The sequence below is a fragment of the Agrobacterium sp. LMR679 genome, assembly GCF_027157905.1.
GTDB lineage: Bacteria > Pseudomonadota > Alphaproteobacteria > Rhizobiales > Rhizobiaceae > Agrobacterium > Agrobacterium leguminum.
Map to the genome: position 1 here is coordinate 176492 of NZ_JAPVOJ010000001.1, position 16878 is coordinate 193369.

At 61.1% G+C, this 16878-nt stretch carries 12 protein-coding genes; 6 read left to right on the top strand and 6 right to left on the bottom strand.

Annotated elements, in window-relative coordinates:
• Nucleotides 1-2: 2 nt before the first annotated feature.
• From O3W47_RS00835 to O3W47_RS00850, 4 genes are all read right to left on the bottom strand, one after another.
• Nucleotides 3-1217, bottom strand: coding sequence for an efflux RND transporter periplasmic adaptor subunit (locus O3W47_RS00835; protein ID WP_269312707.1), 1215 nt, complete (start codon nucleotides 1215-1217; stop codon nucleotides 3-5).
• Nucleotides 1218-1636: 419 nt separating this feature from the next.
• On the bottom strand, nucleotides 1637-3142 hold the full coding sequence (locus O3W47_RS00840) for a sensor domain-containing diguanylate cyclase (protein WP_269312708.1): 1506 nt from the start codon (nucleotides 3140-3142) through the stop codon (nucleotides 1637-1639).
• 166 nt (nucleotides 3143-3308) lie between these two features.
• Nucleotides 3309-4133 (bottom strand): bifunctional allantoicase/(S)-ureidoglycine aminohydrolase, encoded by an 825-nt coding sequence (locus O3W47_RS00845; protein ID WP_269312709.1) that lies wholly within the window; start codon nucleotides 4131-4133, stop codon nucleotides 3309-3311.
• Between the two features lie 92 nt (nucleotides 4134-4225).
• The gene (locus O3W47_RS00850; protein WP_269312710.1) at nucleotides 4226-5272 is read right to left on the bottom strand and encodes a class I SAM-dependent methyltransferase; all 1047 of its coding nucleotides are present in this window, start codon (nucleotides 5270-5272) and stop codon (nucleotides 4226-4228) included.
• 316 nt (nucleotides 5273-5588) lie between these two features.
• On the opposite strand from O3W47_RS00850, the gene O3W47_RS00855 reads away from it, so the two are divergent.
• Nucleotides 5589-7583, top strand: coding sequence for a putative bifunctional diguanylate cyclase/phosphodiesterase (locus tag O3W47_RS00855; protein ID WP_174022862.1), 1995 nt, complete (start codon nucleotides 5589-5591; stop codon nucleotides 7581-7583).
• Between the two features lie 43 nt (nucleotides 7584-7626).
• On the opposite strand, the gene O3W47_RS00860 is transcribed toward O3W47_RS00855, so the two are convergent.
• Entirely contained in the window at nucleotides 7627-8703 is a 1077-nt protein-coding gene (locus tag O3W47_RS00860) for an Ldh family oxidoreductase (RefSeq protein WP_170985970.1), read from the bottom strand.
• Nucleotides 8704-8795: 92 nt separating this feature from the next.
• A complete protein-coding gene (locus O3W47_RS00865; protein ID WP_269312711.1) occupies nucleotides 8796-11489 on the bottom strand; it encodes a DNA translocase FtsK in 2694 nt (897 codons plus the stop codon).
• Between the two features lie 374 nt (nucleotides 11490-11863).
• Here O3W47_RS00865 and O3W47_RS00870 point away from each other — a divergent pair, with 374 nt between their 5' ends.
• The 5 genes from O3W47_RS00870 to O3W47_RS00890 are packed head-to-tail and all read left to right on the top strand — an operon-like array spanning nucleotide 11864 to nucleotide 16876.
• On the top strand, nucleotides 11864-13474 hold the full coding sequence (locus O3W47_RS00870) for an ABC transporter substrate-binding protein (protein WP_269312712.1): 1611 nt from the start codon (nucleotides 11864-11866) through the stop codon (nucleotides 13472-13474).
• A gap of 9 nt (nucleotides 13475-13483) precedes the next feature.
• Nucleotides 13484-14473, top strand: coding sequence for an ABC transporter permease (locus O3W47_RS00875; RefSeq protein ID WP_269312713.1), 990 nt, complete (start codon nucleotides 13484-13486; stop codon nucleotides 14471-14473).
• Nucleotides 14470-15300 carry an ABC transporter permease gene (locus tag O3W47_RS00880; RefSeq protein ID WP_269312714.1) on the top strand — a complete coding sequence of 277 codons (831 nt, stop codon included), beginning with the start codon at nucleotides 14470-14472 and terminating at the stop codon, nucleotides 15298-15300. Before O3W47_RS00875 ends, O3W47_RS00880 begins: the two co-directional genes overlap by 4 nt.
• A complete protein-coding gene (locus O3W47_RS00885) occupies nucleotides 15297-16100 on the top strand; it encodes an ABC transporter ATP-binding protein (protein ID WP_269312715.1) in 804 nt (267 codons plus the stop codon). Before O3W47_RS00880 ends, O3W47_RS00885 begins: the two co-directional genes overlap by 4 nt.
• Complete coding sequence (locus O3W47_RS00890) at nucleotides 16097-16876, top strand: ABC transporter ATP-binding protein (RefSeq protein ID WP_269312716.1); 780 nt, start codon at nucleotides 16097-16099, stop codon at nucleotides 16874-16876. The genes O3W47_RS00885 and O3W47_RS00890 overlap by 4 nt, the downstream gene beginning before the upstream one ends.
• Nucleotides 16877-16878: the final 2 nt, after the last annotated feature.

Consider the following 16878-nt stretch of genomic DNA (forward strand, 5'->3'; position numbering starts at 1 on the left):
CCTTATTGCTTGGCGGCCGGGGTCTCAGACGAGGTCTCGGCCGAAGCCGCGTTCTCGCTACCGGCAGAGGCAGTGGCGTCGGGCTCCGCAGACCATGGTTCAGGCTTTACCTTGGCGCCCGGGGCGGTCTTCTGGAAACCTTCGGCTACAACGCGGTCGCCATCCTTCAGGCCTTCCGAAATCACCCAGCGGTCGCCGATGGAGCGGCCGACGCTGACGCGCCGCTGCTCGACCGTGTCTTCGGCATTGACGACAAGCACGCTCGCCTGCCCGCCCGCATCGCGCTGCACCGCCTGCTGCGGCACGGCGAAGGCCGCTTTCTGGATACCCTGCTGGATCTGCACGCGGACATACATGCCCGGCAGCAGATCGCCGCTCGGGTTCGGGAACTCACCGCGCAGCGTCACCTGGCCGGTGGTTTCATCCACCGCCGCTTCGGAAAACAGCAGGCGGCCGGGCAGCGGGTAACGGCTGCCATCATCGAACAGCAGATTGACTTCGGCCTCGTTCGGGCCGGTCATCAGCTGGCCATCCTGCAGGGCCTTGCGCAGGCGGATAAGATCGGCCGCCGGCTGGGTGAAGTCGGCATAGATCGGATCGAGCTGCTGGATCGTCGCCAGATTTTCCGAGCCGGTTGCGCTGACGAGTGCGCCTTCCGTAATACGCGCGCGACCGATGCGGCCGCTGATCGGGGCTTTGACATCGGCATATTGCAGATTGAGCTTCGCTTCCGCGACGCCTGCTTCGGCCACGGCCACCTCGGCATCGGCCTGCGCCAGCTGGGCGATGGCATTGTCGAATTCCTGCTGCGAACCGACATTGGAACGGCGCAGCTGCTGCTGCCTGTCAGCCGTCTGCCGCGCCTGAAGCTGCGCGGCCTGCGCCCGGCGCAACGTGCCTTCGGCGCTGTCGACGCGCACCTGGAACGGCGCGGGATCGATCCGGTAGAGAACGTCGCCCTCCTTCACCAGCGAGCCCTGCTCGAACACCCGCTCCACGATGATGCCGGAAACACGCGGGCGCACTTCGGCAAGCCGCGTCGGCGCAATGCGCCCCGGCAATTCGTTGGTGATGGGCAGCTCTTCCTGGCTCACCGTCACGATCTTCACCGCACCGGGCGGCGGCGCGCCGGGCGCAGACGCCTGCTCATCGCTACATCCGACCAAAACGATGCCCGTCAACAACACCGCCGCGATCTGCCCCAGTCTCTTCGCCATACTGCGCTCCGAATCCATAAAAAAGGTCACATTTACATACATACTAAGACGTATGTAAAATTTCGGCAACGGAATTGTTGCAGTGCAAAAGCCGTCTCACGCGCTTGTGAAGGTGCGTGAGACAGCTTGCGGAGAGCGCTGTAATTGGGAGCGGAGGACTAACTGGAGTCCAAGGCAGGACATATCGCGACGAGCCGAAGGCGACAGCTGGCTGAATGAAGCTTTCCGCTGCTTCGGTCACGTCCAAACCACCGCTGTGCGGTTTAGATTCCGGGGATAAACATTCTCTCGACGTCATCCTCGGGCCTGTCCCGAGGATCTGCAACCGATTGATTTTATTCGACGTGATTAGATCCTCGGCACGGGGCCGAGGATGACGTGGGGGCTAAGGGAATGCTCCACGACGCCCTCACTCCCCGTTAGGACAGACGCTTCAGCGAGGAAGCTTCCGGCTGCGGGCCGGGTTTCGTCGTATCGTTATTGTCTGCGGATCTGTTACGCAGGGCCGCATAATAGGCGTTCTTCTGCTCGTACATATTCATATCGGCGCGACGCACCAGCGATTCCATCGTCTCGCCGGCCTCGCTGGTGGCCACGCCCAGGGACAGGCTGAGCGGCGCGCTGGAATAGAACTGGTTGTTGATCTTCAGCAATTCATAAACGGTTTCGACCATGGCGGCGGCAATCTGTTTGTCGGCGCCGGGAAGAAGGATGGCGAATTCGTCGCCGCCGATGCGCGCGGCATGGTTCGGCGCGGTCACCACGCCGTTCAGCACCTCGCCTACACGCCGCAACAAAGCGTCGCCGGCATCGTGTCCCAGCCTGTCGTTGGCGTCCTTCAGGCCGTTGAGATCGATGACGATGGCGGAAACCGGCCTGAGCGCACTGCGCTCCAGCCGGTTCAGCTCATCCGAATAGAAGGCGCGGTTGTGGAGCTTGGTCAGCACATCGTGCTTGCCGAGATATTCGAGATAGGCTTCCGCCTTTTTGCGCGCGGTAATGTCCGTCAGCGCCACCTGCACCAGCGACCAGTCGCGCTCATGGCCGGGGAAAACCGAAAAATGCAGGAGCACATGCCGCTCGGAACCGTCAAGCGCGTAATTCACCACCTCGCGATGGTGGGTGAGATTGCCGTTCCAGAGCTCCATCAGCTGTTCCCGGAACGGCTTCTCCATCTCGCCGCGAAAAATATCGCCCAGCCGCTGCAACAGAACCTGCCGGTCCGGCGCGCAGAACAGGTCGAGCGTCGCGCGGTTGACGTCGATGACGCGGATTTCGCTCATGCATTGCCGCACGAATTCGGGATGCACATCCATGAACACGCGGAAATCGACGATGCCGCGGTCCCTGACCTCCTCGATCAGCCGCCGCACCCGGCTGAAATCCTCCACCCACAGGGATACGGGCGAATGTTTGAACATGCCTTCGGCGTAACGGCGGTTGAGAAGCTCCTTGCGGCGAGCCTCCTCCCGCTCCGTCACATCCTCGGTGGTCAAAAGCAGCCGTCCGAGGGTTTCTTCGTGGCCGGGTATGACCGCGCCGCGCAACTGGATATCCAGCCGCTTGCCGCCGATCGAATAATTGACCGCGTTGCTGGTGAATTCCGTCTTGCCCGCCCAGAGTTCGGAAAGCTCGTTCACATGGCTCTCCAGCATGTCGTCGCGAAAAATCCGATGCAGATTGTCGACGAGATGGGCCTGATCGCGGGCCTCGAACAGTTCCAGCGTCCTGGCGTTGACCTTGATCACGCGGATTTTCTGCGAGCAGGCCGCCACCCTCGATAAATCTTCCAGAAGAAACGCCCGGATATCCTCGACGCCCTGCGATCGCCAGATATCGAACTGGCTTTTCACCTCGCTGAAATCCTCGATCCACATCGCCACGGGGGCAAGATTGAAGACATTGGTATCGATTATCTCATTCATACGGGAGGTCTTCTCAAGGATAGCAGGCGAATGCCGAAACGGTGCGGCACAGCGATAGCCGTCCGCATAACCGGATTTATTAGTGATATTCGATTTAACGCAAGCATTTATCGCGCAAACCGCCGGATTGCGCGATAATTCATGGGTTTTGCGGATATGACGCCCGTTACCAGAGCTTCACGTGCCGGTTCACATCCTTGTAAAGCAGGTAACGGAAGCGGCCCGGCCCACCCGCATAGCAGGCCTGCGGGCAATAGGCGCGCAACCACATGAAGTCACCCGCCTGCACTTCCACCCAGTCCTCGTTCAGCCGGTAGACGGCCTTGCCTTCCAGCACATAAAGACCGTGTTCCATCACATGGGTTTCCATGAAGGGAATGGTCGCGCCCGGCTCGAAGGTGACGATATTGAGATGCATGTCGTAACGCACGTCTTCCGGATCGATGAAGCGGGTCGTCGCCCATTTGCCGTCCGTATCCGGCATGGCCGACAAAGAGTGCTCATCCTCATGCGAAAAGATCGCCGGCGGCGGCTCCAGCCCGTCGACCGCCTGGAACGCTTTGCGGACCCAGTGGAACTTGGCAGGCGCCTTGCCCGAATTGCGAATCTGCCAGCGGGAACCGGGCGGCAGGAAGGCGAAGGAGCCCTCCCGCAACGCATGCTGCACGCCCTCGAATTCCACGGTCATTTCGCCGTCAACGACGAAGATCGCCGCTTCGGCCCGTGCGTCCGGTTCCGGCCGGTCGCTGCCGCCGCCGGGCTGAACCTCGACAATATATTGCGCGAAGGTTTCGGAAAAACCCGTCATCGGCCGGGCGATGATCCAGGCCCGGGTGCCGGTCCAGTGCGGCAGCACGCTTGTCACGATATCGGACATGACGGTTTTGGGGATGACCGCATAGGCGGTCTTGAACACCGCCTTGCTCGACAGAAGTTCCGTCTGTCCCGGCAGACCACCCATATCCGAATAGTATCTCTTCATTTCAGCCATTCCATTCTGCAACGCATTCGGCGCGGATTCTTAGGCCCACGCCGAGGTTTAATCAAATGGTTATTGGCAAGCAGAGACTGGCCCGAAGAACGTCACACCTTCTTACGCATCGTGGCGTAGACGATATTGTGGTTCTCGCCGAAGAACACATCCGCCTCGATGCCTGCAGGATCGGCGCTGGCATTGACGATCCGCCACATATCCGCTTTCGAACGCAACAGCAGCGCCCAGTTCATGAAGGTTTCCATGTAACCGTCGACGACGATGTCCTCCGAGAAATTGGCGAAGAGGAACATGCCGCCGGGCTTCAGCATTTCCATGCAGCGCCGCGTGAGTTTGATCGCCACGCGGTCGTTCAGATAATCGTAGAGACCGGCCGCGTAGATCAGGTCGAAAGTGCCGAGTTCCTGCGTGCGCAGGACGATATCGCGCACGGAACCGTCGATCGCCTCGATGCAGCTGCCGTTGAAATCGCGGGCGACGGAACCGACGCTCAAGGGGTCCTGATCGAGCGCCACCCAGCGCTTGATTTTGCCCTCTTTCAGCGCCACGGAGGCATCCGCCTCGCGCAGATGGCCGGAAGCGATGGTGAGGATTTCCGCCTCATTGCCATGCCGGGCCGCAGCCTCATCGACGAACCGCGTCAGCAAGTCGCGCCGCTCACGCACGGCAACCGAGGAGCTGGCATCCTTGGTGTAATCGTAAAGGGCCGCACCGAGCGGCGTGGCCTTGTTCACCAGTTCGGCAACACTGTCGTGGCCATAAATGAAATCGAGCAGCTGCGCATCGCCCGAATAACCCCGCGGCTTTTCGAAAGACCAGCGCGTGAAGGGGTCCTCCAGAAAATGGGCGGAAACGGGGTGATTCTGTACAAGCGGAATCAGTTCAGCCCACACGCTTGAGTGGAGCTTTTCTCGCAGACCGTGAAGTGCACCCGCCGTCCGATGTATTATCTCACGTGCTGAAACACGATTGTCGAATTGCTGTTGTGCCAATTCGAGAATGAGCGCCACCTCTGCTTTCGCAACTGCGAACTGCTCATCGAATGTTTCCGTTCTGCGTGCAAAAATCTCTTTTGCGACAGTATCCGGGGTAATCAGACTTGCCCCGTCAAGATTTTTCTTCTTTACCCGCACCACTTCAGCCTCCAGTATTAACACATTGTTAACTATACGTTTCTGGGAGGCGGAAGGCCACTCGCTTTCGATTTTTGAGCGGTGTAGGGATACATTAGTAGATTAGCGTATTTTTTTGGTCACACTCGTGAGGACGGGAGAAAGCAGATACGCGGTTTAGTGAAACTTAATGTTGCGAACGTATGATGCGTTCTTCCTTTCCATGTTCTCCGCACACATCGGCAGAGATCGACGGGAACCCGCACTGGGTGCGACAGCACACGGAAAAGTGGAATAAGCAGTTACTTAATAAAGTATACGCAACACTATGGGAAAGTGCATGAAGCACACATTGGGAGAGGTGAGTGGACAGCAAGACTATCGGCGGCCGGACTCCCGGTTTTCTGATGAACTTCTTGCCCTTTACCAGCAGGAAGGTGAGCGCAGCCGCCGCGGTTCGATCCGTCGGGGCCTGTGGACCGCTGTCTTCATCTATATGCTGTTTGCCGCAACCGACATCATTCTGATACCCGACGTCGCTTTTTACACCATTATCGCACGCTTCGCGGTCGTCCTGTCATCCCTGCTGACGCTGGAAATCCAGCTGCACAGGGGCGCCAGCACCGCAGCGCTCGACCTTACCTGTGCGACCGCTCTCGTCATGGGATATATCGGCTGGCTGTTGCCTTCGCTGCTGACCGACAATACCGAAAACATGTCCTATTACATGGTTTTCGGGGCGATCTTCATGATGGGCGCCAATCTGTTTTTTACCTTCCGCTTCCATCTGTCGCTGGTGTCTTCGGGCATCATTCTCGTTACCTATTTTCTGGCGGCAACGCAGTTTCCCGAGGACAGCTTCTACAAGTTCGCCTTCGGCACCTTCTACATATCCTGCTTCGTTTTCACCTCTTACGTGAACTGGAACCTGAACCGGGAGCGCTACCACGTCTTCGTCAACGGGCTGGAAGCGAAGGCGCAGCAGAAGGCGGCGGACGAACGTGGCCAGGCGCTGCTGCGGCTTTCCAATACCGACTCCCTGACGGGCCTGCAGAACCGCCGCGCCATCGACCACCATCTGCGCCTGCTGTGGGACAACTGGATCAGGAAGGAGGAAGGCTTTGCCGTTTTCCTGATCGACGTCGACTTCTTCAAGAAATACAACGACCGTTACGGCCACCAGGAAGGCGACAAATGCCTGGTGACGGTGGGCACCGCCCTGCGGGATGCGATCACCGAACACGGCGCTTCCATCGGCCGCTATGGCGGCGAGGAGTTCATCGTGCTGGCGCCGTTCAAGTCCAAGCAGCAGGTGGGTGAGCTTGCCGAGACGATCCGCCACACCGTTGAAAACCTGTCGCTGGCGCATGACCAGCGCCGGGATGGCACCTTCATCGTCACCGTCAGCATCGGTGCGTCCTTCACCCGTCCCAATGCGGATGGCAAGCTGGAAAAGATCATCAACGAGGCCGACCGCGCGCTCTATATAGCAAAGGGCAATGGCCGCAACTGCATGAAGCTGTTCGATCCGGACGATCCGCAGACCAGCGACGAGACGGAGAATATTGCCGCCCTGCTGAAAATCGCCGTCGCGGAAGATCTCGTTTCCCTCGTCTATCAACCTATTCTCAACGTTTCGACCAACGAGACCGCGGGGGTTGAAGCGCTGATGCGGCTTCGCCTGCTGGATGGCAATCCAGTCGCACCCGGTATTTTCATTCCGATTGCCGAACGCACCGGCACGATCATGGAACTGGGCCTGTGGACCATCAAGACCGTCTGCAAGCAGATACTGGCCGATGACAAGGTGGCGGTCGTCAGTGTCAACGTATCGCCGATGCAGTTGAAAAATCCGGGGTTCGCCACTTCGGTGGCCGCCATTCTCGTGGAAGCGGGAATTGCCGGCAACAGGCTCGCCTTCGAAATCACCGAAGGCGTCGACATGGAAATGCATTCGGACGTGCTGCGTTGTCTGAACGACCTGAAAACGCTCGGCATCAATATCTGGCTGGATGATTTCGGAACGGGTTTTGCCGGCCTTTCGTGGCTGCGCATGACGGATTTCGATACCGTCAAGATCGACCGCTCTTTCCTGCACGACAGCAAGACCCCGCGTGGCCGGGCGATGCTGCAGGACATGATCCGCCTCATCCGCAATCGCGGCCACAAGATCCTGATCGAAGGCGTCGAAACCGAGGAACAGCTGAGGCTCGTGCGTCAGATGGAGATCGACTACGCGCAGGGTTATTATATCGGCCGCCCCATCGGGGCCGAAAGGCTGGGCGCGGCGGCAGCGCCCTATCCGCGCCCGAACATGCTGCTGCGACCCGCCTGATCGCGGGATGACGGCGGAATGCCGCCGTCAGCCGCGGGCCGCTTTAATGATAGGCGGGCGGGTTGACCGAGAATTTTGCAGCAAGTTCCGAGAAGGCCGCCCGCGTGACGGGATCGACAGGAGCCCCTTCCCTCTCCCGCCTTGCAGCCACCGCCCACTCCCGGTCACCCGGCGCCATGACCTTGCAGTCTTCCCGCACGGGGGATCCACGCAGGACCTCGAGATAACGTTTCATGCCCTCGTCGAACACCTCGCGCTCCAGGAAGGCTTCCGGCTTCAGCGCCAGAACGAAGGCCCCAAGCCCGCGCGGCGTGGAAAAATCCGGCCCGCCCATGGGAGCGATATCGAAGCTGAGTTTCATGCCCGTGAGAACAGCGCTGAAAATCTCGACCATTCCCGCAAGCGCCGCACCCTTGAAACCGAACTCGCCGCCGACCGGGGCAAGCATTTCAACGGCATGGGGATCGCGCGTATCGACACCATCACCATCCGAGGCCACACCTTGCGGCAATTGCTGGCCCAGGCTCCGGTAAAGCAGGACACGGTTATAGGGCACCGCGCTGGTGGCCATATCCAGCAGCCAGGGCATGTCATCCGCCGCCGGCACACCGATGGCGATGGGATTGGTGCCATGGAAACGCATGGCGCCATCATGCAGGCGCACGAAACTGTCGGAGTTACAGAAGGTGAGGCCGATATAGCCCTGCCGCGCCGCTTCCAGCGCATAAGCGCCGGCCGGGCCGAAATGCGATGAGTTGCGGATCGCCACCGCGCCAATGCCGAATTTTTCCGCGAGCGCCATGGCGCTGTCCATCGCCGCATAGGTGGCGCGGGCGCCATGGGCGTGGTCGGCGTCGATCGTCTCCACCGCGCCGAAGCCAGAAACGCGGCGGATCTGCGGCCGCCGATTGAGACGCCCGCCTTCGAGCGCGGTAATATAATGTGCGAGCAGGCGCACACCGTGGCTGTCCACACCAAGCCTTGTGCCATGCATCATGGCGCGCGTCGCCGCATCGGCCGTTTCGTCATCGGTGCCGGCGGCCAGGAAAACGGCGCGGCAAAACCGCTCCAGCTCATCCAGACTCGCCAGAACGGTGGCTTTTTCATTGCTGTGCGCCATGAGGGAATCCTCCCAATTCCAGAATCCATGCCGCACAAGCTATTCACGGGGCGCGTTTTTGCAATCGAATATCGCACGCGCCGAAGGCTCAATCAGTCTTCCGCGCCCATGGCATCGTAAGAAGAGCGTTCGCCGGCGATGATCGCGCGTTTGCCGACATGGTTGGCAGGCCCGACAATGCCTTCCTGTTCCATGCGCTCGACCAGCGAAGCGGCACGGTTATAACCGACGGACAGGCGGCGCTGGATATAGGATGTGGAGCACTTCTTGTCGCGCATCACCACCTTGACGGCCTTTTCATAGAGATCGTCGCTATCGTCCTCACCCATGGCGGTCTTGTCGAAAACGGCCGCTTCCTCTTCCACCTCTTCGTCGGTTTCATCGGCGTCTTCGGTAACGGTGCCGAGATATTCCGGACGGCCCTGCGTCTTCAGATGCGCGACCACCTTTTCCACTTCCTCATCCGAAACGAAGGGACCGTGGACACGGGCGATGCGGCCGCCGCCCATCATGTGCAGCATATCGCCCTGACCGAGCAGATGCTCCGCGCCCTGTTCACCAAGGATGGTGCGGCTGTCGATCTTCGAGGTCACCTGGAAGGAGATACGGGTCGGGAAATTCGCCTTGATCGTACCGGTGATGACATCGACCGACGGGCGCTGGGTTGCCATGATGAGATGGATGCCGGCAGCACGCGCCATCTGCGCCAGGCGCTGGATCGCGCCTTCGATTTCCTTGCCGGCGACCATCATCAGGTCGGCCATTTCGTCGACGATGACGACGATATAAGGCATGGCCGTGAGGTCCATTTCCTCCTGCTCGTAGACCGCCTCGCCGGTGGCGCGGTCGAAGCCGCTCTGCACGTTGCAGAACACCGTCTCGCCCTTGGCGCGGGCGGCAGCGGCCCTTGCATTGTAGCCGTCGATATTGCGCACGCCGAGACGCGACATCTTGCGATAACGGTCTTCCATTTCGCGCACGGCCCATTTCAACGCCATGACCGCTTTTTTCGGATCAGTGACGACAGGCGTCAACAGATGCGGAATACCGTCATAAACGGAAAGCTCGAGCATCTTGGGATCGACCATGATGAGACGGCATTCTTCCGGCTTCAGACGATAGAGCAGCGACAGGATCATGGTGTTGATGGCGACCGACTTGCCGGAGCCGGTGGTGCCGGCCACCAGCAGATGCGGCATCTTCGCCAGTTCGGCGATGACAGGCTCGCCGCCAATCGTCTTGCCGAGGCAAAGTGCGAGCTTCTGGCGGGTCTCGGCGTAATCGGTCGCTTCGATCAGTTCGCGCAGATAAACCGTCTCGCGCACCGGGTTCGGCAGTTCGATGCCGATGACATTACGGCCGGGCACGACGGCGACACGGGCCGAGAGCGCCGACATGGAGCGGGCGATATCGTCCGAGAGACCAATGACGCGCGAGGACTTGACGCCAGGAGCCGGTTCGAACTCATACAGCGTGACGACCGGGCCGGGGCGGACATCGATGATCTCGCCCTTGATGCCGAAATCCTCCAGCACGCTTTCGAGAAGCCCGGCGCTCTGCTCCAGCGCTTCCGGCGTCATGGTCGTCGTCTGCTGGACGCGGGCCTCCTGCAGAAGATCGATTGAGGGGTATTCATATTCCCCCTCGGCAAAAACCGGAGCTTCGCGGAACATTGGTTGCGAAGCCTGGATGGGCGCACGTGGCGTGAAGCGCGGCTCGGCCGCAATTCTCTCAACCGGCTGAACCTGCTCCACAGGTCGCGGCGTCTCGACAACCATCGGCGCTTCCGTGACGGGCGGCGGCGCGACTTCCTGTTCCACGACTGGAAGGGCGGCAGGAACGACGGACTGACGCACGCCGATCTCGCGGTAAAGCCGGATTGCGGAACCGCCCGGCACGGTGACGACCGGAGGTTCGGACGAAAGCACGATTGCAGCGGCTGCCGGCGATACGACAGCGACCGGCGCGACTATCGCTGGCGCCGTAACGACCGAATTTGCAAGAACGGCGCGCGTGGACGCGGAAACGCCCTCGCCGACACTGCCCGGCAGATCAAGCGTCATCACCTCCCAGAAAAGCTCATCCGGCAGATGGGCGGCGAAAGCAGGAATGACGGCTTGAGCGACCTCGACAGCAGACGCGACGGATTGCGACTGAACCGACGGGAATATCTGCGGCACGGGTGCTTCCACGGCTACGGAGATACCTTCCTGAGCCGGCATCTGGGCAGCGGCAGCCGCCTCTTCCGCCTGCTTGCGGGCAAGCTCCAGCCGCAATTTGTAAGTCAGCGCTCTGGCTCCCCGGGCCTCCGGCGGCTGCGGCAGAAATGGCATGCGCGACGGCGGCACGCGCTGCTCCGCCGGTTTCACGACCGGTTGGGAGACAGGAGCAACCTCCTGCTGCACAGCGTGTTGCTGCGCCACCGCTTCCTGCTCCACCGTTTCAGGCGGGGCGGCATCCAGGATTTCCTCTTCCGGAATATTGGGTGTCTCGACCGGCATGCGCCGGGCAAAGGCGCTTTCCGGCGTGCGGGTGAAACGCACATTCGGGCCAAGCACGAAAGCATTCTGCCAGCCGGGCATCTCGGCGCGGCCTTCGATGGCGTCGGCTGCGCTGACGTCGGCGTTCGGCCGGGATGCCGCGCCGGCCTTCATTCCCGCCGTCTGCTGACCGGCAACCGACTGGCCGCCGGCATGACGAGCCTTCTCGCTCCCCTCCCCTACGCTATTGGACGAATTCTGGAATCTGGATCGGGAGAAACTCATGGCAGCGTGCACACTCATCATAAACGTACATATTTCGGTCTCCCTGAAATAGAAAATAAAGGTTAATTACCCCTTTCCAAACGGGGTCATCGCGGCAGATTTTCGCTCCGTCCACAGGCGCAACGGGGCACACACGGCCGAAGCATCGGCGTCCCAACCACCTAATTTCATTGCGCTAAATCAAATTTCCGGAGCATCGCCGCCGGCAGGACCGCAACAGGAGAAAAGCGTATTGCCGCCGGAAAGCATATTGTTTCCGCAAAGGCCCGCGCAACGTAAAATCATTGCTGTAAAGCCCGCGAATTAACGTGGACACTGCCGAGGTTGCAGTCTTAAGATCGGCCGCCGCGGACCAAGTGGAAAGGCCCGCCCAGCCCTCGTTTCCGGAGTGAATCATGTCGCCTGTCCACCTGTCCCGTCGCTCGCTTCTCAAGACGTCACTCCTTCTTGCCGCAACCACGGGTTTGGCGGACATCGCCGCCGCGCAGCAGGCGGCACCCGGCGGAAGGCTGATCGTCGCGGCCGATTCGGAGCCGAAGAACCTCAACCCGGCGATCGTCGCCTCAAACGGCGTGTTTTATATTGCCAGCAAGATCGTCGAGCCGCTGGCCGAGGCCTCCTTCGATGGCAAGGACGGGCTCACGCCGCGGCTTGCGACCGAATGGCAGGGATCGGATGACGGTCTCAGCGCCACTTTCAAGCTGCGCGAAGGCGTGACCTGGCATGACGGCAAGCCGTTCACCTCGGCGGATGTGGCCTTTTCGGCGCTCTCCATCTGGAAACCGTTGCAGAATCTCGGGCGGCTGGTCTTCGCCAATCTCGAGAAGGTGGACACGCCGGATGAACACACGGCGATCTTCCGCTTCTCCAAGCCGACACCCTTCCAGCTCATCCGCAACGCGCTGCCGGTCGTTACCAGCGTCGTGCCGAAACATCTTTATGAAGGCACCGATATCGCCACCAACCCGGCCAATACCAAGCCGGTCGGCACCGGGCCTTTCGTCTTTGCCGAATACAAGCCCGGCGAATATTATCGCCTGACCCGCAATCCCAATTACTGGGGCAAGGACGAACCGCAGCTCGAAGAGATCATCTACCGCGTCCTGCCGGACCGGGCGGGTGCAGCTTCCGCGCTCGAAGCAGAGGAAATCCAGCTCGCCGCCTTCTCCGCCGTGCCTCTGGCCGATCTCGACCGCATCTCCAAGGTGGCGGGCATCAAGGTCATTGCCGATGGCTACGAGGCGCTGACCTATCAGCTGGTAGTCGAAATCAACCATCGCCGCAAGGAACTGGCCGATCTCAAGGTCAGAAAGGCCATCGCCCACGCCATCGACAAAAAATTCGTCATCGACAAGGTCTTCCTCGGTTACGCCACTGCGTCCACGGGCCCGGTACCGAAGAACGCCCCTGAATTCTACACCGACGATGTCGAAACCTATGATTTCGATGTGGCCAAGGCCAATGCCCTGCTGGACGAGGCGGGTTATGCGCGCGGCCCGAACGGAACACGTTTCTCGCTGAAACTTCTGCCGGCGCCCTATTTCAACGAAACCAGACAGTTCGGCTCCTATCTTCGTCAGGCATTGCAGGAAATCGGCATCGATGCCGAGTTGGTCAATAATGATTCAGCCGCTCACCAGAAGGCCGTCTACACCGATCACGCCTTCGACCTTGCCATCGCGCCTCCGGTCTTCCGCGGCGACCCGGCAATTTCCACCACCATTCTCGTGCGTTCCGGCATTCCGGCGGGCGTCGGTTTCTCCAACCAGGGCGGTTACGAGAACAAGACGCTGGACGAATTGATCGACAAGGCGGCGATAACGGTCGATACCGCCGCGCGCACGGCGCTTTACAAGGATTTCCAGAAGCAGGTCGCCGCCGATCTGCCGCTGATCAACGTTGCCGAATGGGGCTTCATCACCGTGGCGCGCGATACGGTCAAACATGTCGCCAGCAATCCCCGCTGGGCCGTTTCCAACTGGGCGGATACGGCGGTCGATACGTAAGGACGCATCGTGAAGCGTGCGGTAACATTGCTGAAGCGAAGGGCAGTCAGCGCCATTCCGGTGCTGCTGATCGTTCTCGTCTTCACTTTCGTACTGCTTGAAAATGCATCTGGAGACGCGGTAGACGCCTATCTCGTCTCCATCGGCGGCGGCGATGCCGGGCTCAGGGATGTGTTGCGCGAGCAATATGGCCTGAACGGTTCGGTATTCGCCCGTTTCTGGCTCTATGCCAGCTCGGTGCTGCGGCTCGATCTCGGCTGGTCGCTTGCCTTCGACCGGCCGGTACTGGGGCTGATCCTCGAGCGGCTGCCGAACACGCTTCTCCTGATGGGCAGCGCCACCGCACTCGCCTTCATCCTCGGCACCGGGCTTGGCATCGTGGCCGGTGCGCGTCCCGGCGGGCTGACGGACCGCGTGCTTTCAACGCTTTCGCTGGCGCTTTACGCCACGCCCGGCTTCTGGCTCGGCCTCGTGCTGGCCATCGTCTTTGCCGTTCAACTCAAATGGCTGCCCACCTCAGGCATCGAAACCATCGCCTCGGGCAAGCAGGGATTTGCAAGGGCGCTCGATATTGCCCGCCATCTCGTGCTGCCGGTCGCCAGCCTCGGCCTTATTTATCTCGCGCTTTTCCTGCGCGTCATGCGCACCGCCATGGCTGCGGTCTGGCCGCTGGATTTCGTGCTTTTTGCTCAATCCAAGGGACTTTCCAAACGGAGGATCGTGCTGCGCCATGTCGCGCGCAACGCCGCTCTTCCGCTTGTCACCGTGCTTGGCCTGCAGGCCGCGACCATGCTGGGCGGCAGCGTTGTGATCGAAAGCGTCTTTGCGATTCCCGGTTTCGGCCGGCTGGCGCAGGAGGCCGTCAGCGGCCGCGACACGCCGCTTTTGATGGGCATTATTCTGACCAGCGCCGTCTTCGTCATCCTCGTCAATCTCGCTGTCGATATTGTCTATGCCGTTCTCGATCCGCGCATCGGCAGCGGGGAGCGACAGGCATGAGTTTCGCTCTCCGGCTGCTGCGCAGTTTCGAAGGCGCCACGGGCACCATCATTCTGGTGGCGCTTGCCATGACGGCGCTTGCCGCCCCCCTCTTCTTTCCGGGCGACCCGCTGGCCATCGTCGGCGAGCCGCTGATTGCGCCCTTTACGGATGCCGCCCTGCCGCTGGGCACCGACCGGCTGGGCCGCAACGTGCTGGCCGAACTTGCCCATGGCGCGCAGGCCTCCCTGCTCGTCGGCATGGGCGCCGCCGCCGCCGCGCTGGTGATCGGCACCGTCATCGGCACCATCGCCGGTTTTGCCGGCGGCCTCGTGGATGAAGCATTGATGCGCGTCACCGACGCTTTCCAGATCGTGCCGAATTTCCTGCTCGCGCTTGCCTTCGTCAGCACCATCGGCCCTTCCATGCCCATCGTCATTCTCGCCATTGCGCTCGGCGCATGGGCGGATCCGGCGCGGCTGATGCGGGCGCAGGTGTTGAGCATCCGCGAGCGCGATTATGTTCAATCCGCCCGCGCCATCGGCATGCATCCGCTGGAAATCGCCTTCCGGCAAATCCTGCCCAACGCTCTGCCGCCGGTTCTGGCGCTGGCCGCCATCATCGTCGCGGCAGCCATCCTCACCGAAGCGGCACTGTCCTTCCTCGGACTTGGCGATCCGAACATCGTCACCTGGGGCTCAATGATCGCCGAAGGACGCAACGTCCTGCGCTCGGCCGCGTTTTTGTCCGTCATCCCCGGCATCGGCCTTCTGGTCACGGTTCTCGGCGTTTATCTTCTCGCAGAAGGCATCAACAGGGCGATGGCGACGAGGAGAGAAGCGCCATGAGCGGAAATGCGCTGTGCCGGATCGACGATCTCAGCGTTCTTTATGCGGCGGGCAATACGCCGGCATTGCAGAATGTTTCGCTGACGATTCGGCAGGGGCAGAGGCTGGCGATCATCGGCGAAAGCGGTTCAGGAAAATCCACGCTCGGCAGAGCCATTGCCGGGCTTCTTCCCGGCAATGCGCGGGTTTCCGGCGATATTTCCTGGAGCCGCGATAGCGGCCTGTTTCATGGCAGGCCGCTGCCAGGGCGCGATATCGGCACGATCTTTCAGGATACCGGCGCGACACTCAACCCGGTTCTCACCATCGGCGAACAGGTGGCGGAAGGCGCCGTGCGGCATCTCGGCCTGTCATGGAGGCAAGCGCACGATCTTGCCCGCGATCTTCTGGAGCGGGTGCGGCTGCCGCATCCTTCCCATCTGCTTGCCGCCTATCCGCACCAGCTTTCCGGCGGCCAGAGGCAGCGCGTGGCGATTGCCGCCGCCATTGCCGCCAGTCCTTCGATCCTGATTGCCGACGAGGCCACGAGCGCGCTCGATACGGTCAGTCAGGCCGCCATCGCCACGCTGCTGGACGATCTGGTACGGCAGGAAAACAAGACGCTGGTGTTCATCACCCATGATATCGGCCTTGCCTCCAGCCTTGCCGACGAGATCGCGGTTCTGCGCGCGGGGCTGCTGGTGGAACACGGCCCGACGCGGCGGGTGCTTTCCGCACCCAGCCATGACTATACGCGTGCGCTGCTTGCAGATTATCTCGATCTCTCCACCCCGCCGCTCATCGGCGAGGCCGCGTCATGAACGAAGCCCTTCTGAGTGTCGACGGACTGTCGAAAACCTATCGCACCGGCGCAAGAACGGTGGCGGCGCTTTCCGACATCTCCTTTTCGCTTCAGCCGGGCGAGACCATGGGGCTTGCCGGTCCCTCCGGCTGCGGGAAATCGACACTGGCGCGCATTCTGATGCGGCTGATCCCGGCCGATGAAGGCACGATCCATTTCAAAGGCCGTGACTGGCTGGCGCTTGACGACGGCAAGCTTCGTGCCGCCCGCCGGCACATGCAGATGGTGTTTCAGGACACGCATGGTGCCTTCAATCCGCGCGCCAGCGTCGAGGATGCCATCGGCGAACCGTTGCGCATCCATCGCATGGTCAAAAGACGCGAGCGTGCGGCGGAAATACGCCGCCTTCTCGAGCGCGTGGGCCTGCCCGCCAGCTATGCCGGCCGCTCGGTCTTCGAGCTTTCCGGCGGCCAAAGGCAGCGTGTCGCGATTGCACGGGCCATTGCGCTCAAACCGTCGCTTCTCATTCTGGACGAAGCTGTCTCCGCGCTCGATGTTTCGGTTCGCCGGCAAATCCTCGAACTGCTGGTGGAAATACAGCGTGAGACGGCCGTTTCCTGTATTTTTGTTTCCCACGACCTCGCGGTCATCCGCGCCGTCTGCCACCGCGTCGCCATCATGGAAGCGGGGCGGATCGTTGAAATCGGCAGGACGGGAAATATCGTCTCGGCGCCGCAATCCTCGACCGCCAGAACCCTGATCGACGCCGCACCGCGCCTGACCATTGCCACGTAAGG